Raw genomic sequence first — 24,755 nt, 5'->3', positions numbered from 1 at the left:
GGGCTACCCTACATGGTCGTCAAACTCGTTCGTCAACAGCGGGAATTCTGATTCATGGCACGCAAGTGGCTCCGCAACGGCGTGCTGATCGCCGCGTTGACGGTCGGCGGTCTTGCCGGCGGTTTTCCAACGGGCGCCGCAGCCCGGGAAGCACAGCAGGGACAGGCCGGGGGCACCATCGCGGTGGCGCAATTGCCGCCGGAAGCCGTCAAGACATTGAACTTGATTGCAGCTGGCGGGCCTTACCCGTATGAGAAGGACGGCGTCGTATTCGGCAATCGTGAGCGGTTGCTGCCGTCGCACCGGCGCGGCTATTACCACGAATACACCGTTCCCACGCCACGCGCCCGCGATCGCGGCGCACGCCGCATAGTCTGTGGAGGCCCGCTCAGGCGGACCGACAATTGTTATTACTCAGACGACCACTACGCCAGTTTTAATCGCATTATTGAATGACATCGGGATAATCGGCATGAGCGACAACGTCTACGCGCACGACTCGAAAGTCGCGACGGATTTTTTCGCGCCCGGCGACGGCAATATGTTTCAGCGCGTCATGCAGATGCGCGACGCCGGCCAGGCCCGACATATCCAGAGCGAAGCCAGTACGGGCCTTTCTTCGGAAGGGGAACGCATGAGTCTTTTTCAGACCGTACGACCGAACATCGTGCAGTCGATCCGCGCATTCCGCGTACAGGATCTCGCCGACGAGGCGAACCGGCTCGGTCAGCATTTCCTCTATGCGTATGTCGGAAACGCGCAGTCCAAGCAGGAGGTCATGGAGACGATCGCGACGTCGTTCCTGTTTCCCAAGCATTTCGGTAAAAACTACGACGCGCTGTACGACTCACTGACGGATCTCGTTCACAAGGCAGGCGCGCAGCCGGGCTTCGTCATTGTGCTCGAAGCGCTGCCGATCGCGACCAAATTCGACAAGGAAGCGCGCGAGACGCTGCTCGACGTGTTCCGCGAAGCCGCAGAATTCTGGGCCGAGCGCAAGGTGGCTTTCCGGGTGTTTTACTCGTTTGCGTGAGTCGTCTGCCGTTCGAGACGCGCCGGTTCGATGGAAAAGGCCCGCCAATTGGCGGGCTTTTCGTTTGTTGGCGCGTGCCGTTGTGGCCTGCGAGCGCGCTGTGAACGCGAGCGGCTTACCAGCCGCCCCAGCGCGCAGCCAGCGCTGACAGCACCGCGATTCCGGCCGTTTCGGTGCGCAGCACGCGCGGTCCGAGGCCGACGGCCATGAAGCCGTGACTGGCTGCGGCGGCCTCTTCCGCCGCGGAAAAACCGCCCTCCGGGCCGACCAGCACCAGCGCGCGGACCCTCGGCGGCTCGATGGGCAGGGCGGAGAACGGCACACTGGCGCGCGGCGAAAGCAGCAGCCGCAGTTCGCCGTCGACGGGCTGTTTCGCCATCGAGCCGAGCCACGTCGCGAGCTCGCGCGTCGGCATCACTTCGGGCAGGCGGTTGCGCCCGCATTGTTCGCATGACGACTGCACGATCCGCTGCCAGTGAAGCTGGCGGCGCTGCGCACGTTCGCCGGCGAGACGCACGACGCTGCGCGTGGTCGTGAGCGGCACGAATTCAGATGCGCCCAGTTCAGTCGCTTTTTCGATCAGCCAGTCCATCTTGTCGCTGCCGGCGATGCCCTGCGCAAGCGTCAGCCGATAGGGCGGTTCCACTTCGACGTCTCGAAAAGCGCCGATCCGGACGATGGTGCCGTGCCGGTCCATATCGACGATCTCGGCGCCGTACTCGCCGCCGTCGCCGTTGAACAGACTCACGGTGTCGCCCGGCTGCAGCCGCAGGACGCGGACATGCCGGTTGACTTCATCTGGCAGGGAAACGATGTCGTCGGTTCTGAACGGGGTGCCGACGAAGAAGCGAGGCATAAGGGAAGTTCTCATTCATTCAAGACAGGTGACAGGCTAACGCCCAGCGATAGCCGTCGAGATCTTCGATCTGGGCAAAACGATCGCCCCAGAACTGATCTTGCGGCTCGCTCAGCGACCTGGCGCCGGCGGCGATGGCCCGCGCATAAACCGCGTCGACATCGTCGACATAAAGATAAAAGGACTGGGGTGCCGTCGTGCCCGCGCTTTTCGGCGTCTTTGCCGTCGAGCCGAACGCGCCCTCGGGAGCAAACATGATGATCAACTGATCCTGATACGTCATCTCGACATGCATCACGACACCGTCGTCGTGCATGCTGTCGCGGACGCGAAAACCAAACGCCGCCTCGAAGAACGCGATGGCCGTGCGCGCGTCGCGGACCGTCAAATAGGGTGTCAGCCATGGCACTCCGGCGGGGCGTGGGGCGGTCATCGAACTCTCCTGAACCATCGTGTCGTCATGCCGTCGCTGCGCGTCCGGCTTTGCCTTGCCACAGGCAGCCGTGCCGAAGAAGCGATGAATTTTGCAGCACTCCAAAAGCGAACGCTCTAAGAATCGGCCTAGTTTACCGTCGAATACGCGACGAATGGCGAACAATCGATCGCGCGACGACATTTCCCTCAACCCTGTCTCGGACTCGCAGTGTCTTGGCGCGGCTGATTGATTGAGTGATTGCGACTGACCGGGGGAGGCGGCTGTGTGGACCGGGGACGAGCGATGTGCGTTGCATTGCATCGTTCATGGGCACAGCCACCGTCCCGCGGACGTTGCCGGTAAGCGGTGCTCGCGCGCACTCGCGACGTAAAATGCCCGCCCGCGAACCGCAAGCCGCGCGCCAGGCCAGCCGCCTCGACGCCCGCGCGATGCGTGCCGAAACGCCCCGAAACGCCCGTCTATGGCGGAAGCCAAGGCCGGCTATCTGTTAGAATATCCCGCTTTGCAGCCCTGTCCGTTTGCTCTGCCCGCCCTCGCGTCTCCCGGCGCCGCACCGTGCGCCGAAGCAGACCGGCCGCCGGGCTTCCGGACCACCAACGGCCTCCGCTTTTTGGACCATTCTCCGGAATCGACATGACGACCTCGTCTCCCGCCCCCACCTCCCTGATGGCCAACGCGATTCGCGCGCTTGCCATGGACGCCGTTCAACAAGCGAATTCCGGTCATCCGGGCATGCCGATGGGCATGGCCGAAATCGGTGTCGCGTTGTGGTCGCGTCATCTGCGCCACAACCCGAAGAACCCGCAATGGGCCGATCGCGACCGCTTCGTGTTGTCGAACGGTCATGGCTCGATGCTGCTGTACTCGCTGCTGCACCTGACCGGCTACGACCTGCCGATGGAAGAGCTGAAGAACTTCCGTCAACTGCACTCGAAGACGCCGGGCCATCCGGAATACGGCATCACGCCGGGCGTCGAAACGACGACGGGCCCGCTCGGGCAGGGCGTCGCGAACGCAGTCGGCATGGCGCTCGCCGAATCGCTGCTCGCAAACGAATTCAACAAGCCGGACGCGAAGATCGTCGATCACCACACGTACGTGTTCCTTGGCGACGGCTGCCTGATGGAAGGCATCTCGCACGAAGCGGCATCGATCGCCGGCGTGCTGAAGCTGAACAAGCTGATTGCGTTCTACGACGACAACGGCATCTCGATCGATGGCGAAGTCGTCCACTGGTTCCACGACGACACGCCTAAGCGCTTCGAAGCGTACGGCTGGAACGTGATCCCAGGCGTGATCGGCCACGACGTCGAAGCAGTCGATGCGGCGATCCGCAACGCCAAGCAGTCGGACAAGCCGACGCTGATCTGCTGCAAGACCGTGATCGGCGAAGGCTCGCCGAACAAGGCAGGCACGCATGACGTGCACGGCGCGGCGCTCGGCGACAAGGAAGTCGCGGCCGTGCGCGAGAAGCTCGGCTGGCACTATCCGCCGTTCGTGATTCCCGAAGAAGTCTACGCAGCGTGGGACGCGAAGGAAAAGGGCGTGAAGATCGAAGGCGAGTGGAACGATGCGTTTGCTGCCTACCGCGCGAAGTATCCGCAGGAAGCCGCGGAATTCGAGCGCCGGATGGCGAAGAAACTGCCCGACAACTGGGCGGAAAAGGCGCAGGCGATCATCGCTGGCGCAAACGGGCGCGCTGAAACCGTCGCGACCCGCAAGGCGTCGCAACAGGCGATCGAAGGCCTCGCAGCCGTGATGCCCGAGTTGCTCGGCGGCTCGGCCGACCTGACGGGTTCGAACCTCACCAACTGGAAGGCGGCGAAGTACGTGCGCGTAGGCGAACACGGCGCGGCCGGCAACTACGTGAACTGGGGCGTGCGCGAGTTCGGCATGAGCGCGGCAATCAACGGCCTTGCGCTGCACGGCGGCTACAAGGCGTTCGGCGGCACTTTCCTGACGTTCTCGGACTACAGCCGCAACGCGCTGCGCGTCGCCGCGCTGATGAAGTCGCCGTCCATCTTCGTGTACACGCACGATTCGATCGGCCTCGGCGAAGACGGCCCGACGCACCAGTCGATCGAGCACGTCGCGAGCCTGCGTCTGATTCCGCACATGCAGGTATGGCGTCCGGCCGATACCGTAGAAACGGCCGTCGCCTGGACGCAGGCCGTCGAGCATCATGGCCCGTCGTGCCTGATCTTCAGCCGCCAGAATCTGGCGTTCAATCCGCGCAGCGACGCGCAGATCGCGAACATCGCCAAGGGCGGCTACGTGCTGAAGGACTGGAACGACGACATTCCCGCGCGCAAGATCATCCTGATCGCGACGGGCTCGGAGGTCGAACTCGCGATGAAGGCCGTCGAACCGCTCGCGCGTGAAGGCATTGCGGCCCGCGTCGTGTCGATGCCGTCCACCACCACGTTCGACAAGCAGGACGCCGACTATCGCGAGCGGGTGCTGCCGGCCGGCGTGCGCCGCGTCGCGATCGAAGCGGGTGTGACGGATTTCTGGCGCAAGTACGTGGGTCTGGAAGGCGGCGTCGTCGGTATCGATGTGTTTGGCGAGTCTGCTCCGGCAGGTGCTCTGTTCAAGTTTTTCGGCTTCACCGTCGAGCGGGTGGTCGAGACGGCCAAGGCAGCGCTCGGCTAACCACGCGAGCCGCGCGTCATGCGCGCTGTCGAAAGGCGGCACGCATGACGTCTTCGAGTTGGATCAGACGAAGCATCACGGAAGAATTTTTTAGTCATCAGGAGATAGAACATGACGATTCGCGTCGCAATCAACGGCTATGGCCGGATCGGCCGCAACACGCTGCGCGCCTTCTATGAAAACGGCAAGAAGCATGATCTCGAGATCGTCGCGATCAACGACCTTGGCGACGCCAAGACCAACGCGCACCTGACCCAGTACGACACGGCGCACGGCAAGTTCCCGGGCGAAGTGAGCGTCGACGGCGAGAACCTGATCGTCAACGGCGACAAGATCCGCGTGCTGGCGAACCGCAACCCGGCTGAACTGCCGTGGGGCGAGCTGGGCGTCGATGTCGTGATGGAATGCACGGGCTTCTTCACGACGAAGGAAAAGGCGAGCGCACACATCAAGGGCGGCGCGAAGAAGGTGATCATCTCGGCGCCGGGCGGCAAGGACGTCGACGCAACGATCGTCTACGGCGTGAACCACAACACGCTGAAGGCCGAGCACACGGTCATCTCGAACGCATCGTGCACGACGAACTGCCTCGCGCCGCTCGTCAAGCCGCTGAATGACAAGATCGGTCTGGAAACGGGTCTGATGACCACGATTCACGCGTACACGAACGACCAGGTGCTGACCGACGTCTACCACGAAGACCTGCGCCGCGCGCGTTCGGCCACGCACAGCCAGATCCCGACGAAGACGGGCGCTGCATCGGCTGTCGGCCTCGTTCTGCCGGAACTGAACGGCAAGCTGGATGGTTACGCGATTCGCGTCCCGACCATCAACGTGTCGATCGTCGACTTGTCGTTCATCGCGAAGCGCGACACGACCGTCGATGAAGTCAACGCGATCATGAAGGAAGCATCGGAAGGCGCGCTGAAGGGCATCCTCGGCTACAACTCGGCGCCGCTGGTGTCGATCGACTTCAACCACAACCCGGCTTCGTCGACGTTCGATGCGACGCTGACCAAGGTGTCGGGCCGTCTGGTGAAGGTGTCGAGCTGGTACGACAACGAGTGGGGCTTCTCGAACCGCATGCTGGATACGGCGGTTGCTCTCGCTAACGCGAAGTAAGTTTTTTTGCTTTCAGTGAAGAAGCCGCTCTTCGGGGCGGCTTTTTCTTTGTGGTGCACGTTGGCATCCGCGAATGCGGTTTGTGTATTGCCGCTGTCGCTGGCATCCGCGATGCGATGCGCAATCGCGGATGCCGGCAAAAGCCAAAGCAAATCGCATTGCGCCATGCCCGCGCAGGCCAAGAATGAACTAAACCAAACAAGCCGTCGCAGATCGCGAGGCCGTCGCAGACCAAAACGTCACTGCGGCGTCGGAAAATAAACCCCCGCCCGCTGCGCCGCATTGGCAATATGCTTCTCGATCGCCTTGCCGGCGGCGTGCGGATCATGCGTCTTCAACGCATCGAGAATCGCGCGATGCTCGTGATACGTCGATAGCACCAACTCGCGCCGGTAAAACGGCATGCGCTGGCTTTCCTTCATGATGTCGGCGCTGCTCCGCAAGATCGACTCGATCGCCGCGTTGCCCGCGATATTGACGATGCGCATATGAAAGTCGAAATCGAGTTGCGCCGCCTCATCGAGCTCGCCGTTGGTAAGCGCGCCATGCAGCGCCGCGATGTTGTCCTCGAACCATTCGACGTCGTCGTCGCCGATCGCGAGCGCCGCCATCCGCGCGACAAACCCTTCCAGCGCGAAACGCATCTGGTACGTGTCCGGCAGCGACGACTGGTCCGCAAAACGCCACGGATGCGCCGACGATGCCTTCGTCGACTGCACATACACGCCTTTGCCGGGACGGATCGTCAGCATGCCGAGTGCTTCGAGCGTCGATAGCGCCTCGCGCAGCGACGCCCGGCTGATATCCAGTTCCTCCGACAATTGCCGCTGCGCAGGCAGCAGGCTCCCGACAGGGTAAGCGCCGCCTTCGATCCTCTCGCGGATCGTCGCGATGGCGGCGTCGGTGACGGTATGCGGGACGTTTTTCATGAGTTCGTCGGCGGTTCAGTGCGGTCTGACCAGTATTGTAGAACGGCTTCGATCGCTTCGCGCAAATCGCCTTTGCAATGCAAGTTTCGCGCGAGAAGGCCGGTCAGACCAGAGCGGGTAAACACCGGTCCGAGAATCCTTGACCTCACTATATCGGCTTCCTACTATTCGCCATAACAGTACTGGTCGGACCAGTATGAACAGGTGCTGAAACCGTACTGCAGACTCAATTCCTGACCGGGAGAAAGCCGTGTTGAAGTTCTTCAATTCGCTGTTTGGCCGGGTGGTGATCGCTTTGGTGGCGGGCATCGTGATCGGCGCACTGTTTCCGCATTTCGCGCAGTCCCTGCGCCCGTTGGGCGATGGATTTCTCAAACTGATCAAGATGGTGATCGGGCCGATCGTGTTCTGCGTCGTCGTCAGCGGGATGGCGCACGCCGGCGATCTGAAAAAAGTGGGGCGCGTCGGCCTGAAGGCGGTCGTCTACTTCGAAATCATGACGACGATCGCGCTCGTGATCGGCGCGGTGCTCGCGTATGTGACGCGGCCGGGCGTCGGCATGAACATCGATCTGCATTCGCTCGACGCCGCGTCGCTCGCCACCTACACGGAGCATGCGAAGAGCCTGAAGGACACGGCAGGCTTCCTGCTGAAGATCATCCCCGACACGGCGATCGATGCATTCGCGAAGGGCGACATTCTGCAGATCCTCGTGTTCTCGGTGCTGGTCGGCTCTGCGCTGTCGCTGCTCGGGCCGCGCGCGAAGCTCGTCAACAGTCTGATCGACGAGCTCGCGCAAGTGTTCTTCCGCGTGATGAGCTTCATCATCAAGCTCGCGCCGCTCGGCGTGCTGGGCGCGATCGCGTTCACCACGGGCACGTATGGCGTCGCGTCGCTGAAGCAGCTCGGCATGCTCGTCGTCGTGTTCTACGCGAGCTGCATCGTCTTCGTTGCCGTCGTGCTCGGCGTCGTGATGCGTCTGGCCGGTTTCAGCGTGTTCAAGCTGATCCGCTATCTGCGCGAAGAGCTGTCGATCGTGCTCGGCACCGCTTCGTCCGACGCCGTGCTGCCGCAGATCATGCGCAAGCTCGAATGGATGGGCGTGAAGGATTCGACGGTCGGCCTCGTGATCCCGACCGGCTACTCGTTCAATCTCGACGGCTTCTCGATCTATCTGACGCTCGCCGTCATCTTCATCGCGCAGGCGACGAATACACCGCTTTCGACGCACGATCTGATCGTCGTCGTGCTGGTCTCGCTGATTACGTCGAAAGGCGCGCACGGCATTCCCGGCTCCGCAATCGTGATTCTCGCGGCGACGCTCTCCGCGATTCCGGCGATTCCCGTGCTCGGCCTCGTGCTGATCCTGCCCGTCGACTGGTTTGTCGGCATCGCGCGTGCGCTGACGAATCTGATCGGCAACTGCGTCGCGACAGTCGTCGTCGGCGTGTGGGAGAACGATATTGACAAGGCGCGCGCCCACCGTGTGCTGAACCTCGACAGCGACTACCGCTTCGTGCCGACCAGCACCGATCTCGACGGCGAAGCGGGCCACGCGAACCCGGCGCACGCTGTCTGACACCGCTTTCCGCCATCTGACCGACCAACAATGGCAACGGCGGCGGGCTCGCAAGGTCCGCCGCAACACATCACCTCACCGACTGAAGACTGAACCGATCATGGCCAATCCGATTCTCGATCCGAACGCACCCGCCTTCACCCGCCGTTACATGAATCTCGCCGACCCGCGTCTGGGCGCGAAGGCGCTCTTCGCCAGCGACGAATTCTTCGCGCCGAAAGAACGGATGCTCGACCCGCAGCCGGCCGTATTCATCCCCGGCAAGTACGACGACCACGGCAAGTGGATGGACGGCTGGGAGACGCGCCGCAAGCGCACCACGGGCCACGACTACTGCGTCGTGCGGCTCGCGCGGCCGGGCATCGTGCACGGCGTCGACCTCGACACGAGCCACTTCACGGGCAATTTCCCGCCGGCGGCGTCGATCGAGGCGTGCTATTGCGACGACGACCTTCCCGCCGACCATGCCGACTGGCAAACCATCGTCCCCGCGACCACGCTGCAAGGCAATCAGCACCACTACGTCGAAGTCGGCGATACGCGCGCGTTCACGCATCTGCGCGTGAACCTGTATCCGGACGGCGGCCTCGCGCGTCTGCGTGTCTACGGACAGCCGAAGCGCGACTGGGACCGCATCGAGCGCGGCAGCCTGATCGATCTGGCGGCAATCGAAAACGGCGCGTATCTGGTCGCGGCGAACAACCAGCATTTCGGGCCGGCTTCGCAGATCCTGATGCCCGGGCGCGGCGTGAACATGGGCGACGGCTGGGAAACGCGGCGCCGCCGCGAGCCGGGCAACGACTGGGCTATCGTCGCGCTCGCGCGGCCGGGCGTGATCCGCAAGGTCGAAGTCGACACGGCGCATTTCAAGGGCAACTTCCCGGACCGCTGCTCGCTGCAGGCGGCGTCCGTCACGGGCGGCACCGACGACTCGCTCGTCACGCAAGCGATGTTCTGGCCCGTCCTGTTGCCCGAGCAGAAGCTCGAGATGGACAACGTGCACACGTTCAGCGCGGAACTCGCCGCGCTCGGCCCGGTGACGCATGTGCGCTTCAACATCTTCCCGGACGGCGGTGTGTCGCGCCTGCGTCTGTGGGGCGAACTCGAATAACGCACGCTGCACGGGCACACATCATCGACGGAGACGGCCATGAACACACTGCGCATCGAGCGCCTGACGCGCGAAGCGTTTGCCCCATTCGGCGACGTGATCGAACTGGAAGGCGCGCGCCACTATCCGATCAACGGAGGCACGACCGAGCGCTATCACGACCTGGCGAAAGTCGACGTGAGCACGCAGGGCGGCCGTCCGCTCATCAACGTGTTCCGTGCGCAGCCGCGCTCATGGCCGATCGATATCGCGATGATGGAGCGGCATCCCCTCGGCAGCCAGGCGTTCGTGCCGCTGTCGGATGCGCCTTATCTGATCGTCGTCGCGCCGGCGGGCGAACTGGACCCGTCGAAGCTCAGAGCGTTTTCGACGCGCGGCTGGCAGGGCGTCAATTATGCAAAGGGCGTCTGGCATCATCCGCTGCTGGCGCTTGAGCGCGTGAGCGACTTCCTCGTGATCGATCGCGGCGGAGAAGGGCCGAATTGCGACGAGGCGCCGTTGCCGCAAAGCTGGCGCCTCGCGCGCGAATCGTTCGAAGCGCTGGCCGTTTGAGTTACGCTGACGGCCGTCGACTGAGCTAAGCAAAAGGCCCGGCCGATGTTCATCGACCGGGCCTTTCTGCGTCCTGCTGGCGAATCTGCACGGGCCGCGTCCCCGAACGCGTCCCTGAGCGCATCAATGCTTGCGATGCGGGCACTTGTCCTTCGTGCATGCGCCATAAAGTGCGAGCGCGTGTTCCTGCAGCTTGAAGCCGCGTTCCTTCGCGATCGCCTGCTGGCGGTTCTCGATCTCGGGGTCGAAAAATTCTTCGACAAGACCGCAGTCGATGCACACGAGATGGTCGTGGTGCGTCCCTTCGTTCAGCTCAAAAACGGCTTTACCCGACTCGAAGTTGCTGCGCGACAGCAGACCCGCCTGCTCGAACTGCGTGAGCACGCGATATACCGTGGCGAGGCCGATATCCAGTTCTTCATGCAGCAGGCTACGGTAGACGTCTTCGGCGGTCAGATGGCGCACCGGGCTGTGCTGAAAAATTTCCAGAATCTTGAGGCGCGGTAGGGTCGCCTTGAGTCCGATATTTTTCAGATCGGTTGGATTGGTCATGGCAAGGGATCCCTAGAGTACAATGCAGGGTTCTAATAGTAATGTGAATTGCTGTTCAGGTCATCTTTGACGGAAACTCGCGCGGCTCGGGAAGCCCGCACGGTGGGGGAAATGATTCCAAAAGCTCTATTGATCAACCGGGGGAGCAGCATGCGCCGTACCTTGGTCGTCGCTGCCGCTGTGGCGGTTCTGGCTGGATGTTCCACATACGACAGCCTGACGCAGCGCGTCGCCCAAAGCATCACCCCGTACCGCATCACCGTGGTTCAGGGCAACTTCGTGTCGAAGGAAATGGCCGCCCAGATGCAGGTCGGCATGTCGCGCGCGCAGGTCAAGCAGGTGCTTGGCACGCCGCTGCTCTCCGACATGTTCCACGCCGATCGCTGGGACTACGTCTTCTATTTCAAGCGCGGGTCGACGTCCGTCGTCCAGCAGCGTGACTTCATCGTGAATTTCTCGGGTGATCGCGTCGCGAGCTGGTCGGGCGGTGAGGACCTGCCGTCGAACCTTGAGCTGCTCGCCGATATCGACGGCGACCGCAGCGGCAAGAAGGTGAAGGCCCCGGTAGTCGTCGCGAGCGACTCGGCCGCGGCGAGCGCGCCCGTTGCGGCTGCGCCGGCACCCGCCGTCACGCCTGACACGGTGCGCTCCGCGACGTCCGACGCGGCGCAGGCGGGTAATCTGCCCGTCGTCGATCCGAACGCGCAGGCCGCGCAGGCCGCGAACCGACTGACCAATGCCGTGCCGCCACCGGCGCCCGGCACGACGCCGTCGGTGCGCGCGGGCACTCCGCCGTCGAATGGCGGAGTGCCGCAAAACTCGACGGAGCCGGGCAAGCCGCAGTTCCGCTTCACGCGTCCGCCGCCGCCGCAGATGCAGGGCGTTCCGAGCGACAACCCGGTTGGCCCGACGGGTCCGCAAAGCAACAACGGTCAGCAAAAGAGCGCGCCTGTCACGTCGTCGCAGTCGTCATCGCAGACCAACACGGGAACGGGCGGCTGATTCCGTTGTCCCTAACATGACGGGCGGGCGCGTTCGTCCGTCATGTGTCATCCCGCGATGCGCCCTCGCCTCGTGTAGCCGCTCGTTGTCGATTGTTGTCGATTGTTGTCGGGTTTCGCGCTTGGGCGGGCATCGCTCGCTTCGTTTCTTTCGTCGCCGATCGACGCGCTGGCTAACAGTGCCGTCTTTCGGCGCTGCTTGCTGGACTACACATGAAAATTGCTATCGCCGGCGCGTCGGGCCGCATGGGCCGGATGCTCATCGAAACCGTCCTCAACGATCCTGAAGCGTCGCTGTCGGGCGCGCTCGATCGCACAGGCTCAGCGCAACTCGGTCAGGATGCAGGAGCGTTTCTGGGTAAAGAGACGCGTGTGCCGATCTCGGACGATATCGACGCCGTGCTTGCGCAATCCGACTATCTGATCGATTTCACGCGTCCCGAGGGCACGCTCGCGCACATCGAGGCCGCGCTGCGCACGAACACGAAGCTCGTGGTCGGCACGACGGGTTTCGACGACGCGCAAAAGGCGCAGATTCGCGCCGCGTCTGAAAAGATCGGCATCGTCTTCGCGTCGAACTTCAGCGTCGGCGTGAACGTGACGATGAAGCTGCTCGAATTCGCCGCGAAGCATTTTTCGCATGGCTACGACATCGAAATCATCGAGGCGCATCACCGTCACAAGGTCGATGCGCCGTCGGGCACAGCGCTGACGATGGGCGAAGTGATCGCCAGCGCGCTTGGCCGCAAGCTCGACGATTGCGCCGTCTACGCGCGCGAGGGCGTGACGGGCGAACGCGATCCGTCGACCATCGGTTTCTCGGCGATTCGCGGCGGCGATATCGTCGGCGACCATACCGTGCTGTTCGCCGGCATCGGCGAGCGCATCGAGATCACGCACAAGTCGGCGAGCCGGCTGTCGTATGCGCAAGGCGCGCTGCGCGCAGTGCGTTTCCTCGAAGGCCATCAGAAGGGTCTGTTCGACATGCAGGACGTGCTGGGCTTGCGTTAAGTCCCGCGCGAGCCTCTTTCCACGCGCTGAGGCGCTGTAGCAGCCGAGGCGAACGGCGAGTTCCGATGGCAAATACAGGCATCATCCACTACCTGCAATCCAGCGACGCCATCACGCATGGCGTCACGTATGTGCTGCTGGCGATGTCGATTGCGAGCTGGTGTTTCCTGATCGTCAAGAGCTGGATGCTCGGGCGCGCGAAGCGCCAGGGGCCGCGCGCCATTGCGCTTTTCTGGCAGGCGCCGACGCTTTCCGATGGCGTCGCCGCGCTGCGCCGCGCGGATCGCGAGCATATCTTTTCTCCGTTGGCGGAGGCGGCGCTGCAGGCTTCGGAAGTCGAGTCGCCGGGCGTGCTGCTCGCGCGTGTCGAGCGCAGTGAACGCGTGTTGCGCGCGCTGCGCCAGGCGCTGCACCGCTCGCAGCGGCGGCTGGAATTCGGGCAAGTGCTGCTGGCGTCGGTGGGCAGCACCGCGCCGTTCGTCGGACTGCTCGGGACCGTATGGGGCATCTATCACGCGCTCGGCAGCATTGCGCAGAGCGGGCAGGCGATGATCGAAAACGTCGCGGGGCCTGTCGGTGAAGCGCTCATCATGACGGCATTCGGTCTCGTCGTCGCGATTCCCGCCGTGCTTGCCTATAACGTGCTGGGGCGGATGGTGCGGCAGTTGTCTGAGGAACTCGATGGCTTCGCGCACGATCTGCACGCGTATGTCTGCGCGCCTGCGGGCGAAGCACACGACGCCCAGCGCGGCGACACGCGGGACGGTCACGGCAGGCGTTCGCCCGCGCGGACGCAGGCGTAGGGCCGTACGACGCGCATGTCGACGCGCCGCCAGGCGCGGACGAGACAGCAGGCTTCAACGCGAGGAACGAGGCACGGAATATGGCATTCGGCGGACTCGACAGGCACAAGACGGCCGCGCCGATGGCGGACATCAACATGACGCCGCTGATCGACGTGATGCTCGTGCTGCTCGTCATTTTCATCATTACGGCGCCGCTGTTCACGCACGCGATCCGGCTGGATCTGCCGCGCGTCGCGGCCGCCGAGGCGCGCGAGACGCCGCAGACCATCACGTTGTCGATCGATGCGGCGGGCAAGCTCTACTGGAACGACAAGCCCATCACGCTCGAACAGATGCGCGCCCAGTTCAACGACGCGGGCAAGCAGACGGCGCAGCCGGAGATTCATCTGCGCGCCGAGCGCTCGACGCGCTACGAGGTGATCGCGCAGGTGATGGGCGCGGCACAGCAGGCGGGACTGGAGCGGATCGGTTTCGTGACGGAGCCGCCGGCGGGCAATGCCGGCGCGGGCGGGGCAAAGGGCGGTGAAGCGGGCGGCGCGAACGCGGCGCAAGCCGCGCCCCAAACCGCGCCCCAAACCGCGCCCCAAGCGCCGCCGGAGGGCGGTGTGCCGGCCGCCCGCTGAACCGTCCTGCGGGAGTCGTTCGGCAAACGATTCAGCGAGTCACCCAGCAAGCCATTCAGCGAACTATCCGGCAAGCGATTCGGCAAGCCATCCGGCAAGCGGCGACTCGACAAGCCATCCGACAAGCGATCCGGCAAGCCATTCGGGGCAAATCGACGAACCCGTCGGCACGGCACGCCAGGCCAAACAGCCAGCATTCGCCGTCGAACACGTCCAATCGGCGCGCAATAACGCGCTGCGCCCCCGCATCGCGCGCGGCGTGAACCCGGCCGAACGGTATAATCAGCCCTTTCCCCTTGAAGAAAGGGGAACCGACGAGACATTTCATCAAGCAGAGCACCGTGGCGGTGCCGAAGCACTGAACAGCGGCACCGAACAGCGATCCCATCACACCATGCACGAAAAATACGTTCCCTCCGACGTCGAGTCCGCCGCGCAAGGACAATGGCGCGCGACCGACGCGTACAAAACGACGGAAAAGGCCGACAAGCCGAAGTTCTATTGCGTTTCGATGCTGCCGTATCCGTCGGGCAAGCTGCATATGGGGCACGTTCGCAACTACACGATCAACGACGTGATGTACCGCTATCTGCGGATGAACGGCTACAACACGCTGATGCCGATGGGCTGGGACGCGTTCGGCATGCCCGCCGAAAACGCCGCGATGGCCAATGGGGTGCCGCCCGCGAAGTGGACGTACGACAACATCGCGTACATGAAGAAGCAGATGCAGTCGATGGGTCTCGCGATCGACTGGTCGCGCGAAGTCGCCACCTGCAGCCCCGACTACTACAAGTGGAACCAGTGGATCTTCCTGAAGATGCTGGAGAAGGGCATCGCATACAAGAAGACGGGCACCGTGAACTGGGACCCCGTCGATCAGACCGTGCTCGCGAACGAGCAGGTGATCGACGGCCGCGGCTGGCGCTCGGGCGCGCTCGTCGAGAAGCGCGAAATCCCGATGTACTACATGCGCATCACGCAGTACGCGGATGAACTGCTGAACGATCTCGACGGCCTCGGCTGGCCCGAGCGCGTGAAGGTCATGCAGCAGAACTGGATCGGCAAGAGCTTCGGCGTGAACTTCGGCTTCCCGTATGAAATCGACGGCGAGCGCAAGCTGCTGCGCGTGTTCACGACACGCGCCGACACGATCATGGGCGTGACGTTCTGCGCGGTCGCCGCCGAGCACCCGCTCGCGACGCGCCTCGCGCAAGGCAAGCCGGAACTGCTCGCGTTCATCGACGAATGCAAGCACGGCGGCGTCGCCGAAGCCGACATCGCGACGATGGAAAAGAAGGGCATGCCGACGGGTTTCTACGTCACGCATCCTTTGACGCAGGAAAAAGTCGAAGTCTGGATCGGCAACTACGTGCTGATGAGCTACGGCGAAGGCGCGGTGATGGGCGTGCCCGCGCACGACGAGCGCGACTTCGCGTTCGTGAAGAAGTACGGCATTCCCGTCAAGCAGGTCGTGGCCGTGGAAGGCCAGCTGTTCTCGACGGACGCATGGCAGGAATGGTACGGAGACAAGGAAAACGGCGTCCTCGTCAACAGCGGCAAGTACGACGGCCTGAATTACAGCGAAGCCGTCGATGCCATCGCGGCGGATCTGAAGGCGCTCGGCCTCGGCGACAAGCAGGTCACCTGGCGTCTGCGCGACTGGGGCATCTCGCGCCAGCGCTACTGGGGCACGCCGATCCCGATCATCCACTGCCCGTCGTGCGGCGACGTGCCCGTGCCTGAGAAGGATCTGCCCGTCGTGCTGCCGGAAGATCTCGTGCCGGACGGCACGGGCAATCCGCTCGCGAAGTCCGAAGCGTTCCTGAACTGCACGTGTCCGAAGTGCGGCGCGGCTGCGAAGCGCGAAACCGACACGATGGACACGTTCGTCGATTCGTCCTGGTACTTCTATCGCTACGCGGCTCCCGACGCGAAGACGATGGTCGACGAGCGCACCGACTACTGGATGCCGATGGATCAGTACATCGGCGGCATCGAGCATGCGATTCTTCACCTGCTGTACTCGCGTTTCTGGGCGAAGGTTTGCCGCGATCTGGGCATCGTGAAGTTCGGCGAGCCGGCGAAGAACCTGCTCACGCAGGGCATGGTGCTCAACGAAACCTACTACCGCGAAAACGACGCGGGCAAGAAGACCTGGTACAACCCGGCGGATGTGACCGTCACGCACGACGACAAGGGCCGCCCGCTCGGCGCGACGCTGAACGCGGACGGCCAGCCCGTCGTGCTGGGCGGCGTCGAGAAGATGTCGAAGTCGAAGAACAATGGCGTCGATCCGCAGGTGCTGATCGACCAGTACGGCGCGGACACTGCGCGTCTGTTCACGATGTTCGCCGCGCCGCCCGAGCAGCAGCTCGAGTGGTCGGGCGCGGGCGTCGAGGGCGCGAGCCGCTTCCTGCGTCGCGTGTGGGCATTCGGCCAGGCGAACGAAGCGGCGCTGTCGCAGCGCGACACGTTTGCGGTCACCACGCTTCCCGATACGGAGAAGACGCTGCGCCGCGAAATCTATAGCGTGCTGAAGCAGGCCGATTTCGACTACCAGCGTCTGCAGTACAACACGGTCGTGTCGGCGGCGATGAAAATGCTCAACGCGATTGAAAGCGCGAAGACCGCGAGCGCCGTGGTGCTGCGTGAAACTTATGGCGTGCTGCTGCGCGTGCTGTACCCCGTCGTGCCGCACATCACGTTCCAGCTTTGGCAGGAACTCGGCTACGCAGACGAGTTCGGTTCGCTGCTCGACGCGCCGTGGCCGAAGGTCGATGAGAAGGCGCTGGAGCAAAGCGAGATCGAACTCGTGCTGCAGGTGAACGGCAAGGTGCGCGGCGCCGTGACGATCGCGAAGGACGCGTCGCGCGAAGCCATCGAGGCCGCGGCGCTCGCGCACGAAATGTTCGCGAAGTTCAGCGAAGGCAAGCCGGCGAAGAAGGTCATCGTCGTGCCGGGCCGCCTCGTGAACATCGTCGTCTGACGGACACGGCGATAGCGCCTCAACTGCGAACCAGGAGCCCATGTGACTCGCAGATCTTTTCTGACCCTGGCGTGCAGCGCGGTGCTGCTGTCCGCGTGCGGCTTCCAGCTGCGCGGCCAGCAGGACTATGCGTTCAAGCGCCTCGCCATCACGGGGGCGACGCCGGCCGTCGCCGCGCGCCTGACGCGCATGGTGCAGGGCGGCAGCGACACGGTGATCGTGAATTCACCCGTCAATGCCGACGCCATCCTGCAGGTCGTGGAAGCGCGCGGCAACAGCGTGCTGACGCTGAACTCGCTGGGCGTCGTCGAAGAATACGCGCTGAACTATTCGCTGAACTACACGCTGCGGGGCGCGGACGGCACGCTGCTGATCCCGCCGAGCTCGATCGCGTTGAACCGCGCGATGACCTATAGCGACCAGTTCTCACAGGCGAAGGCGGCGGAATCGGACATCCTCTACGCGGACATGCAGAACGACGCCGTCGATCAGCTGATGCGGCGTCTCGCCGTCGTGCGTTCGCTGCATCCGGCGCCGGGCCAAGGCGTGCCGGGTGTCTCGCCGCGCGCGCCGCTGCCGCCGCCGCCGCTTTGATCCACTGCCTCGCACCACTGTTTTCACTCTCGCTCATTCGTCGCCATGCAACTGCGTCTTGACGCGCTCGAAGCGCATCTCGCGAAAGGACTCGCCGGCTTGTACGTCGTGTACGGCGACGAGCATCTGCTCGCGCAGGAGGCGTGCGACCGCATTCGCGCGACAGCGCGCGCGAATGGCTTCACGGATCGCGCGGTGTTCACGGTCGAGCGGGGCTTCGACTGGAGTTCGCTGCTCGGCGCAAGCCAGTCGATGTCGCTGTTCGGCGACCGGCAGCTTGTCGAGCTGCGCATTCCGACGGGCAAGCCCGGCAAGGAAGGCGCGGATGCGCTGAAGACGTTGGCCGCTTCGGCCAATCCAGACGTGCTGACGCTCGTCACGCTGCCGCGCCTCGACGCGGCGACGCAAAAGGCCGCGTGGTTCACGGCTCTGGCCGATGCGGGCGTCGCGCTGAAAATCGATTCCGTCGAACGTGCGCAGTTGCCTGGCTGGGTCGGGCAGCGTCTCGCGCTGCAAGGCCAGCGTGTCGCGGCGGGCGAGGACGGCAAGCGCGCGTTGCAGTTCATCGCGGAGCGCGTCGAAGGCAATCTGCTTGCGGCGCACCAGGAGATCCAGAAGCTTGGGCTGCTGTATCCGTCGGGTGCGCTGACGTTCGAACAGATCCATGACGCGGTGCTCAACGTCGCGCGCTACGACGTGTTCAAGCTCAACGAAGCGATGCTGGCGGGCGACGTCGGCCGCCTCGCGCGGATGCTCGACGGTCTGAAGGGCGAAGGCGAAGCGGCCGTGCTGGTGCTGTGGGCTGTCGTCGAAGAGATTCGCACGCTGTTGCGGATCAAGCGCGGTGTGGAAGCGGGCAAGCCGCTCGCAATGCTATTGCGCGAAAACCGTGTGTGGGGACCGCGCGAGCGGCTCGTCGGACCGGCGCTGTCGCGTGTGACGGAAGCCGCGCTCGAAAAGGCGCTCACGCTCGCGGCCAGGCTCGATCGTCAGGTGAAGGGCTTGTCGGGCGGCACGCCCGGCAATCATCTTAACGATCCGCCGCCCGATCCGTGGGCGGGACTCTTTGAACTCGCGATGACGGTCGCCGGCGCGTCCGCATCGCGCACCCACGCCGAGCCTTCCCGGCCCGCGCCAGGCGGGCGGCCAGCGCCAGCGCGACCGTCGCCGATTCGCCGACCGTCGTAGGCTGTCGCATCGCCTGACGATTCGGGTCGCTTCGCTGCTTCGCGTGCTTCACCCGTCGTGCTCGCAGCGGCAAAGCCTTCCGATCGTCAGCCAGCACGGCGCGGCAGCCTTCCACAGCACGTGACACGGCGTTCGCACGCCGAGCAGACAACTGTCACACGTCATACAATCGTCGCAACGTTCCGCTTACAGAAATTGTCCGCCGCGCTTCAGAGGAGACTGAAGCAACACGCGGCACAACGGGAATCATCATGGATATCGACCAGTACATGACCGACCTCGGCCGCCGCGCGCGCCACGCATCGCGTGCGATGGCGCGGGCGTCGACGGCGGCGAAGAACGCCGCGCTCGAAGCCGTTGCAGCCGCCATCGAGCGTGAGACACAAGCATTGAAGGAAGCGAACGCGCGCGATCTGACGCGCGCCCGCGACAAGGGTCACGACGCTGCCTTCATCGATCGCCTGACGCTGTCGGACAAGGCGCTGAAGACGATGGTCGAAGGCTTGCGGCAAGTGGCCGCGCTGCCCGATCCGATCGGTGAGATCAGCAATCTGAAGTATCGTCCGAGCGGTATCCAGGTCGGCCAGATGCGCGTGCCGCTCGGCGTGATCGGCATCATCTACGAATCGCGGCCGAACGTGACGATCGACGCCGCGGCGCTGTGCCTCAAGTCCGGCAACGCGACGATTCTGCGCGGCGGGTCCGAGGCGCTCGAATGCAACACGGCGCTCGCGAAGCTGATCGGCGAGGGGCTCGAAAAGGCGGGGTTGCCGCAGGGAGCGGTGCAAGTGGTCGAAACGTCGGACCGAGCGGCCGTCGGCAAGCTGATCACGATGACCGAGTACGTCGACGTGATCGTGCCGCGCGGCGGCAAGAGCCTGATCGCGCGTCTGATCGAAGAAGGCCGCGTGCCGATGATCAAGCACCTCGACGGCATTTGCCATGTGTACGTCGATGGCCGCGCGGACATCGTGAAGGCGATGACCGTGTGCGACAACGCGAAGACGCACCGCTACGGCACCTGCAACACGATGGAGACGCTGCTCGTCGCGCGGGATATCGCGGCGCAAGTGCTGCCGGCGCTCGGCAAGCTGTATCGCGGCAAGGACGTGGAACTGCGCGTCGATCCTGCTGCGCGCAAGCTGCTTGAAGATGCGGGCGTCGGGCCGCTCGTCGATGCGACGGAAGAAGACTGGCGCACCGAATATCTGGCGCCCGTGCTGGCCGTCAAAGTGGTCGACAACATCGATCAGGCGATCGAGCACATCAACGAATACGGCTCGCACCACACGGATGCGATCGTCACCGAAGACCACGACCGCGCGATGCGCTTCTTGCGCGAAGTGGATTCGGCGAGCGTGATGGTCAACGCATCGACGCGCTTCGCCGATGGCTTCGAATTCGGCCTCGGCGCGGAGATCGGCATTTCCAACGACAAGCTGCATGCGCGCGGTCCCGTCGGGCTGGAAGGGCTGACGTCGATGAAATACGTGGTGCTGGGGCACGGCGAAGGCCGCCAATAAACCCGAACGTCGAATAAGAACAAGATCATGTCGTTCCTTTGGATCAAGACGTTTCACATCGTTCTGGTCGCTTCGTGGTTCGCGGGGCTGTTCTATCTGCCGCGAATCTTCGTGAATCTCGCGATGGAGACGGATTCCAATGCGGTGAAGCGTCTATTGATCATGGCGCGCAAGCTGTTTCGCTTCATGACGATCATCGCTGTGCCGGCGCTCGCGTGCGGGCTGTGGCTGTGGCTGGCGGTTGGAATCGGTAGCGGGCAGGGCTGGATACACGCGAAGGTTGGCGTGGTCGTGCTGCTCATCGTTTATCACGCGTATTGCGGCGTGTTGCTGCGGACTTTCGAACGCGGTGGGAATAAACGCTCGCACAAGTGGTATCGGATGTTCAATGAGCTTCCCGTGCTCGGCATGCTGGCGGCCGTGGCGCTGGTGGTGATCAAGCCGTTCTGATCTTTCTTTCAGCGCGGCGAGAATTGAAAAGCCCGGTTTGCTGTTTTCAGCAAACCGGGCTTTGTGCTTTTGTGGGGCGGGCGCCTGAACCTTCGGGCGCCCGCTTCACACGAGCGGTTTAGAACGGGTAACCGACTTGAGCGCGAACGCCTGCGCCGACCGTCGAGGTGACCGACGCTGCGCCGTTGACGAGCCGCTTGTTGTTACGCGAACGCTACGCTGCTCCGACGTCAACGGCCGAGCCGTTCTTGTACATGCCCGCGCCCCGTTGCGGTGATCGTGTCGCCAGAGGCTCCGACGGCGTGAGGTTCGGCATCGCCATCGCGGCGGCTGCACCTGCGTACGCGTTCTTCGCGATCTGGTTCGCGGTGTGGTGCATTGGGTTGAAGCGCTGGTTCGTGTAGTCCTTCTCGCTCGTGCCTGCGGGCAGGTTGTCTATCGCGTGGGCGACCGTCTGGTTTAACTGATCGACGTTGAGGACGTCCGTACCTTGCGGGCCTGCCGCGACGTTGGTGATCTGACGTTCGTTAGCCGTCGAGCCCATCGACATCGTGTCGGCGTGATCCGCCATCGACCCTGCGCTCAATGCCACCGAGTTGTCCGCCGAGGCCGTCGAGTTGCTTCCGATCGCGCTGGCATTTCAACCCGTGGCCGTCGCCGCACCGCCCACTGCAACGGAGTTCACCGACGCTGCCGTCGACTGGCTGCCGACTCCTACCGCGCTCTGCGCCGCGGCCGATGCCGCGCCTTCGACTGCCATCGAGTCCCGCCCGTCGCCGACGAATCGGCGAGTGTCGAACTCATCTGGAAGTACTTGATGCCGCCGATCACGCAGGTCGGGTTCCTGACCGTGCCGCCGATGTTCACCGTCGAGCCGACACCCAGGGCGTTAGCCGTTGTTTGCGCAACATCAAATAGTTGCGCGCCGTTCACCGCGTCGGCACTCGACAAGTCGCGTATCAGCGCATTCGTCATGCGGTTTAAGTGTGGATTAGGAGTCGTCCGATTCAGACGCGTGCTATATCACAATAAAGTTCGGGGGTCGTAGGGAAAAAGAAGAGTCGCCGTAGTTTTTCGTAGGCCTCTCATCTTCAAATCAAACATCGGCGATCGAAGTTGCCACATCGGGCAGCCACGCATTCGAAGCCGGTCGAAACACTCAATTTTCGCGTGAGCGTCGCATTCGCCAGACGGATGCGAGAGGTTATTTCATTGGCGTGCCGGAACGTCGTTCTGCACGTTGACAAGATTTCAATATATTTAGGAATACGTAACAGATGAATAAGGCTTATCGGTCAGTCTGGAATGAATCAACTGGGACTTGGGTGGCGGTGCAGGAGAATGCGAAGGGTCGGGGCAAATCGACGTCAAGCTCTAGCAAGTCTAAGACAGTCGCTTCCATCCTTGCGCTGACGTTATCGACCGGCATGGCCGGCCATGCATTCGCGTCCAGCTTCTATATAAATAATAGCAATGGCGAACCGATGATCAAGGGAGACGACTGCCCCGGGACGACCATCGGAGGATCGGGGACGAACTACCTCGCCATGGGTTGTAACACTTTGGCGAATGGAACCGATACGATCGCAATCGGTACTTCTACTAGTGCAACGGGTACCTCGGCTATCGTTATCGGGGATCATGCAAATGCCTCAGCAGCGGGCGCGATGGCGCTGGGGGGCGGTACATCGGCCACGGGAACCCAGTCCGTTGCCATCGGGGCCACGCAGGCCGGTGGCGGCCAGATGGCGGCAGCAAAGGCGACTGGCGCGCAGGCAGTTGCCATCGGCGCCGCGAGCATTGCGTCGAACATTAATTCTCTCGCTCTGGGCAGTGGTGCCAGCGCAACCACATCAAATTCCGTCGCACTTGGCGCCGGCTCGGTCGCCAATTCCACAACCCTGACTAATTCGGGATACAACCCCGGTTCGGCCACGCTTTCGGCGGCGACTGCAGCCGGCGGTGAAGTGTCGGTGGGTTCGACGGATGCCGAGCGTCGCGTGACGAACGTGGCGGCGGGCGCGGCTGCGACGGACGCGGTGAACGTGAGCCAGTTGCAGTCGGAAGACGCGAAGGTCAACACGAACGGTGCGAACACAGCAGCCGCGCTGGGCGGCGGCTCGACCTACAACTCGACGACGGGCGCGATCAGCGCGCCGAGCTATGCGCTCGCGAACGCGAACTCGATTGACGGCACCTCGGGTGCGAAGACGGATATCGGCACGGCATTCAGCACGGTCGATACGGCGCTGGGCAAGCTGAACACGTCGATTACCAACATTAACAACGGTCAGGGGACACGCTATTTCAAGGCGGCCGGAAAGAACGACGGCACAGACGACGCAAAGTCGGGCTCTCCCGGATCGATCGCGATCGGCCCGAATGCGACTTCATACACTAGCGGCATACTCACAGCTGATGCGATCGCCATCGGTGACGCATCGTATGCATCGTACAACGCCGATACTGTGGTGGGCGCATACGCGACGGCAGGTGGCGGCGCGTCGACGGCGATCGGCTATGGCGCACAGACGCTCAATGTAGCAGGTGCCAATAACCAGGCCGCATTCGGAACGTATGCCGCTGCGATGGCGGCGAGCAGTACCGCGCTGGGCTCCTACGCGACCACCAGCGCTAACGGGGCCGTCGCAGTCGGCTATCTCTCATCCGCAACGACGGCCAACTCCGTCGCGCTGGGTGCGAACGCGGTCGCAAATTCAACGACGCTGGGCACGGCTGGCTTTACGCCTGTGGGTGGCACGACGATCTCGGCGTCGACGGCCGCAGGCGGTGAAGTATCGGTGGGCAAGGCAGGGGCAGAACGTCGGATCACGAACGTGGCGGCGGGCCTGAACCCGACCGACGCGGTGAACGTGAGCCAGCTGACGTCGGAAGATGCGAAGGTCAACAACGTCTCGAACAACGTGTCGAACGTGTCGAACAACGTGTCGAACCTGAGCAACACGGTCAACAACCTGGGCAATAACGTCACCAGCATCAACAACCAGGTGACGAACATCGTCAACGGTGGCGGCATCAAGTACTTCCACGCGAACTCGACGCTGGCCGATTCGACGGCTTCGGGCGCGAACAGCGTGGCAGTGGGTCCGGTTGCCGTGGCAAGCGCATCGAACGCGATGGCGCTGGGCAATGGCGCAAGCGCGACGGCCGCGAACTCGGTGGCGCTGGGTGCGGGCTCGACCACGACGGCCAACCTGAGCGCAGCGGGTTATAACCCGGGCAACGGCACGCTGTCGGGCACGGCGTCGGCGGCCAATGGTGAAGTGTCGGTGGGCAAGGCAGGCGCCGAGCGTCGCGTGACGAACGTGGCGGCGGGTTCGGCTGCGACGGACGCGGTCAACGTCAGCCAGCTGCAGTCGGAAGACGCGAAGGTCAACACGGACGGTGCAGCGACGGCCGCGGCGCTGGGCGGTGGCTCGACCTACAACTCGACGACGGGTGCGATCAGCAACCCGACGTATGTAGTCGGCGGCAACACGTACAACAACGTGGGCGGTGCAATCACCAACATCGATGGTCGCGTGACGAACATCAACAACCAGGTGACGAACATCGTCAACGGTGGCGGCATCAAGTATTTCCACGCGAACTCGACGCTGGCGGATTCGGTGGCGACGGGCGTGAACGCAGTGGCGATCGGCGGCAACGCGAGCGCGACGACGGCGAACTCGGTGGCGCTGGGGACGAACGCGGTGGCGAACTCGACCACGCTGGGCACGGCGGGCTT

The 24,755-nt window shown here is 63.6% G+C and carries 23 protein-coding genes and 1 pseudogene; 18 read left to right on the top strand and 6 right to left on the bottom strand.

Annotated features, from left to right (window positions below; all coding sequences use genetic code 11):
- Window positions 1-54: 54 nt before the first annotated feature.
- Both J8I87_RS19400 and J8I87_RS19395 read left to right on the top strand, forming a co-directional pair.
- Entirely contained in the window at window positions 55-456 is a 402-nt protein-coding gene (locus J8I87_RS19400) for a ribonuclease (RefSeq protein WP_209933365.1), read from the top strand.
- Between the two features lie 16 nt (window positions 457-472).
- Window positions 473-1,033: a barstar family protein gene (locus J8I87_RS19395; RefSeq protein ID WP_209933363.1), complete on the top strand. Its 561-nt coding sequence runs from the start codon at window positions 473-475 to the stop codon at window positions 1,031-1,033.
- Window positions 1,034-1,148: 115 nt separating this feature from the next.
- Here J8I87_RS19395 and J8I87_RS19390 read toward each other — a convergent pair whose 3' ends face one another.
- A complete protein-coding gene (locus J8I87_RS19390; protein WP_209933362.1) occupies window positions 1,149-1,889 on the bottom strand; it encodes a 16S rRNA (uracil(1498)-N(3))-methyltransferase in 741 nt (246 codons plus the stop codon).
- A 19-nt stretch (window positions 1,890-1,908) separates the two neighbouring features.
- Window positions 1,909-2,322 carry a glyoxalase/bleomycin resistance/extradiol dioxygenase family protein gene (locus J8I87_RS19385; RefSeq protein ID WP_209933476.1) on the bottom strand — a complete coding sequence of 138 codons (414 nt, stop codon included), beginning with the start codon at window positions 2,320-2,322 and terminating at the stop codon, window positions 1,909-1,911.
- A 636-nt stretch (window positions 2,323-2,958) separates the two neighbouring features.
- On the opposite strand from J8I87_RS19385, the gene tkt reads away from it, so the two are divergent.
- Both tkt and gap read left to right on the top strand, forming a co-directional pair.
- Window positions 2,959-4,977, top strand: coding sequence for a transketolase (gene tkt, locus J8I87_RS19380; protein WP_209933361.1), 2,019 nt, complete (start codon window positions 2,959-2,961; stop codon window positions 4,975-4,977).
- A 111-nt stretch (window positions 4,978-5,088) separates the two neighbouring features.
- Window positions 5,089-6,099 carry a type I glyceraldehyde-3-phosphate dehydrogenase gene (gene gap, locus J8I87_RS19375; protein ID WP_209933360.1) on the top strand — a complete coding sequence of 337 codons (1,011 nt, stop codon included), beginning with the start codon at window positions 5,089-5,091 and terminating at the stop codon, window positions 6,097-6,099.
- 239 nt (window positions 6,100-6,338) lie between these two features.
- Here gap and J8I87_RS19370 read toward each other — a convergent pair whose 3' ends face one another.
- Window positions 6,339-7,028 (bottom strand): FadR/GntR family transcriptional regulator, encoded by a 690-nt coding sequence (locus J8I87_RS19370; protein WP_209933359.1) that lies wholly within the window; start codon window positions 7,026-7,028, stop codon window positions 6,339-6,341.
- Window positions 7,029-7,278: 250 nt separating this feature from the next.
- On the opposite strand from J8I87_RS19370, the gene J8I87_RS19365 reads away from it, so the two are divergent.
- From J8I87_RS19365 to J8I87_RS19355, 3 genes are all read left to right on the top strand, one after another.
- A complete protein-coding gene (locus J8I87_RS19365) occupies window positions 7,279-8,607 on the top strand; it encodes a C4-dicarboxylate transporter DctA (RefSeq protein WP_209933358.1) in 1,329 nt (442 codons plus the stop codon).
- A 100-nt stretch (window positions 8,608-8,707) separates the two neighbouring features.
- Window positions 8,708-9,718, top strand: coding sequence for an allantoicase (gene alc, locus J8I87_RS19360; RefSeq protein WP_209933356.1), 1,011 nt, complete (start codon window positions 8,708-8,710; stop codon window positions 9,716-9,718).
- A gap of 39 nt (window positions 9,719-9,757) precedes the next feature.
- Entirely contained in the window at window positions 9,758-10,270 is a 513-nt protein-coding gene (locus J8I87_RS19355) for an ureidoglycolate lyase (protein WP_209933355.1), read from the top strand.
- A gap of 123 nt (window positions 10,271-10,393) precedes the next feature.
- Here the strand turns inward: J8I87_RS19355 and fur are convergent, their stop codons facing one another.
- Window positions 10,394-10,822 (bottom strand): ferric iron uptake transcriptional regulator, encoded by a 429-nt coding sequence (gene fur / locus J8I87_RS19350; protein ID WP_209933354.1) that lies wholly within the window; start codon window positions 10,820-10,822, stop codon window positions 10,394-10,396.
- A 150-nt stretch (window positions 10,823-10,972) separates the two neighbouring features.
- Between fur and J8I87_RS19345 the strand changes: the two genes are divergently transcribed.
- The 9 genes from J8I87_RS19345 (at window position 10,973) to J8I87_RS19305 (ending at window position 21,007) form a co-directional block, all read left to right on the top strand.
- On the top strand, window positions 10,973-11,824 hold the full coding sequence (locus J8I87_RS19345) for an outer membrane protein assembly factor BamE (protein ID WP_209933353.1): 852 nt from the start codon (window positions 10,973-10,975) through the stop codon (window positions 11,822-11,824).
- A 212-nt stretch (window positions 11,825-12,036) separates the two neighbouring features.
- Complete coding sequence (gene dapB / locus J8I87_RS19340; RefSeq protein WP_209933352.1) at window positions 12,037-12,834, top strand: 4-hydroxy-tetrahydrodipicolinate reductase; 798 nt, start codon at window positions 12,037-12,039, stop codon at window positions 12,832-12,834.
- Window positions 12,835-12,899: 65 nt separating this feature from the next.
- Window positions 12,900-13,637: a MotA/TolQ/ExbB proton channel family protein gene (locus J8I87_RS19335; protein ID WP_209933351.1), complete on the top strand. Its 738-nt coding sequence runs from the start codon at window positions 12,900-12,902 to the stop codon at window positions 13,635-13,637.
- 80 nt (window positions 13,638-13,717) lie between these two features.
- Complete coding sequence (locus J8I87_RS19330; RefSeq protein WP_209933349.1) at window positions 13,718-14,263, top strand: ExbD/TolR family protein; 546 nt, start codon at window positions 13,718-13,720, stop codon at window positions 14,261-14,263.
- Between the two features lie 394 nt (window positions 14,264-14,657).
- Window positions 14,658-17,252 (top strand): leucine--tRNA ligase, encoded by a 2,595-nt coding sequence (gene leuS, locus J8I87_RS19325; RefSeq protein WP_209933348.1) that lies wholly within the window; start codon window positions 14,658-14,660, stop codon window positions 17,250-17,252.
- Window positions 17,253-17,294: 42 nt separating this feature from the next.
- Window positions 17,295-17,846 carry an LPS assembly lipoprotein LptE gene (gene lptE, locus J8I87_RS19320; RefSeq protein ID WP_209933347.1) on the top strand — a complete coding sequence of 184 codons (552 nt, stop codon included), beginning with the start codon at window positions 17,295-17,297 and terminating at the stop codon, window positions 17,844-17,846.
- A 45-nt stretch (window positions 17,847-17,891) separates the two neighbouring features.
- Window positions 17,892-19,034 (top strand): DNA polymerase III subunit delta, encoded by a 1,143-nt coding sequence (holA, locus tag J8I87_RS19315; protein ID WP_209933346.1) that lies wholly within the window; start codon window positions 17,892-17,894, stop codon window positions 19,032-19,034.
- A gap of 251 nt (window positions 19,035-19,285) precedes the next feature.
- Window positions 19,286-20,557: a glutamate-5-semialdehyde dehydrogenase gene (locus J8I87_RS19310; RefSeq protein WP_209933345.1), complete on the top strand. Its 1,272-nt coding sequence runs from the start codon at window positions 19,286-19,288 to the stop codon at window positions 20,555-20,557.
- A 27-nt stretch (window positions 20,558-20,584) separates the two neighbouring features.
- A complete protein-coding gene (locus tag J8I87_RS19305; protein ID WP_209933343.1) occupies window positions 20,585-21,007 on the top strand; it encodes a CopD family protein in 423 nt (140 codons plus the stop codon).
- A gap of 214 nt (window positions 21,008-21,221) precedes the next feature.
- Here the strand turns inward: J8I87_RS19305 and J8I87_RS44795 are convergent, their stop codons facing one another.
- Together J8I87_RS44795 and J8I87_RS44785 are read right to left on the bottom strand one after the other, a co-directional pair.
- Window positions 21,222-21,599 carry a hypothetical protein gene (locus J8I87_RS44795; RefSeq protein WP_245254019.1) on the bottom strand — a complete coding sequence of 126 codons (378 nt, stop codon included), beginning with the start codon at window positions 21,597-21,599 and terminating at the stop codon, window positions 21,222-21,224.
- A gap of 122 nt (window positions 21,600-21,721) precedes the next feature.
- On the bottom strand, window positions 21,722-21,982 hold the full coding sequence (locus J8I87_RS44785; RefSeq protein ID WP_245254018.1) for a hypothetical protein: 261 nt from the start codon (window positions 21,980-21,982) through the stop codon (window positions 21,722-21,724).
- Window positions 21,983-22,284: 302 nt separating this feature from the next.
- Between J8I87_RS44785 and J8I87_RS46015 the strand changes: the two are divergent.
- Both J8I87_RS46015 and J8I87_RS19295 read left to right on the top strand, forming a co-directional pair.
- A pseudogene (locus J8I87_RS46015) lies at window positions 22,285-22,641 on the top strand (ESPR domain-containing protein); the annotation flags it as partial.
- A 33-nt stretch (window positions 22,642-22,674) separates the two neighbouring features.
- Window positions 22,675-24,755, top strand: a 2,081-nt coding sequence (locus tag J8I87_RS19295) for a YadA family autotransporter adhesin (RefSeq protein WP_409518772.1), incomplete at its 3' end; no start/stop codon positions are given.

It is taken from the genome of Paraburkholderia sp. LEh10 (assembly GCF_017814945.1).
In the GTDB taxonomy this organism is placed as follows: Bacteria; Pseudomonadota; Gammaproteobacteria; order Burkholderiales; family Burkholderiaceae; genus Paraburkholderia.
This window is presented reverse-complemented; position numbering and strand designations above follow the sequence as displayed.

Excerpts from the sequence above, each read along its gene's own strand:
- leuS (WP_209933348.1), top strand. The coding sequence starts at position 14,658 with ATGCACGAAAAATACGTTCCCTCCGACGTCGAGTCCGCCGCGCAAGGA.
- J8I87_RS19335 (WP_209933351.1), top strand. The coding sequence starts at position 12,900 with ATGGCAAATACAGGCATCATCCACTACCTGCAATCCAGCGACGCCATC.
- tkt (WP_209933361.1), top strand. The coding sequence starts at position 2,959 with ATGACGACCTCGTCTCCCGCCCCCACCTCCCTGATGGCCAACGCGATT.
- J8I87_RS19370 (WP_209933359.1), bottom strand. The coding sequence starts at position 7,028 with ATGAAAAACGTCCCGCATACCGTCACCGACGCCGCCATCGCGACGATC.
- J8I87_RS19400 (WP_209933365.1), top strand. The coding sequence starts at position 55 with ATGGCACGCAAGTGGCTCCGCAACGGCGTGCTGATCGCCGCGTTGACG.
- J8I87_RS19395 (WP_209933363.1), top strand. The coding sequence starts at position 473 with ATGAGCGACAACGTCTACGCGCACGACTCGAAAGTCGCGACGGATTTT.
- fur (WP_209933354.1), bottom strand. The coding sequence starts at position 10,822 with ATGACCAATCCAACCGATCTGAAAAATATCGGACTCAAGGCGACCCTA.
- J8I87_RS19305 (WP_209933343.1), top strand. The coding sequence starts at position 20,585 with ATGTCGTTCCTTTGGATCAAGACGTTTCACATCGTTCTGGTCGCTTCG.
- alc (WP_209933356.1), top strand. The coding sequence starts at position 8,708 with ATGGCCAATCCGATTCTCGATCCGAACGCACCCGCCTTCACCCGCCGT.
- gap (WP_209933360.1), top strand. The coding sequence starts at position 5,089 with ATGACGATTCGCGTCGCAATCAACGGCTATGGCCGGATCGGCCGCAAC.
- J8I87_RS19355 (WP_209933355.1), top strand. The coding sequence starts at position 9,758 with ATGAACACACTGCGCATCGAGCGCCTGACGCGCGAAGCGTTTGCCCCA.
- J8I87_RS19330 (WP_209933349.1), top strand. The coding sequence starts at position 13,718 with ATGGCATTCGGCGGACTCGACAGGCACAAGACGGCCGCGCCGATGGCG.
- J8I87_RS19390 (WP_209933362.1), bottom strand. The coding sequence starts at position 1,889 with ATGCCTCGCTTCTTCGTCGGCACCCCGTTCAGAACCGACGACATCGTT.
- J8I87_RS19385 (WP_209933476.1), bottom strand. The coding sequence starts at position 2,322 with ATGACCGCCCCACGCCCCGCCGGAGTGCCATGGCTGACACCCTATTTG.
- holA (WP_209933346.1), top strand. The coding sequence starts at position 17,892 with ATGCAACTGCGTCTTGACGCGCTCGAAGCGCATCTCGCGAAAGGACTC.
- dapB (WP_209933352.1), top strand. The coding sequence starts at position 12,037 with ATGAAAATTGCTATCGCCGGCGCGTCGGGCCGCATGGGCCGGATGCTC.
- J8I87_RS19345 (WP_209933353.1), top strand. The coding sequence starts at position 10,973 with ATGCGCCGTACCTTGGTCGTCGCTGCCGCTGTGGCGGTTCTGGCTGGA.
- J8I87_RS44785 (WP_245254018.1), bottom strand. The coding sequence starts at position 21,982 with ATGACGAATGCGCTGATACGCGACTTGTCGAGTGCCGACGCGGTGAAC.
- J8I87_RS19310 (WP_209933345.1), top strand. The coding sequence starts at position 19,286 with ATGGATATCGACCAGTACATGACCGACCTCGGCCGCCGCGCGCGCCAC.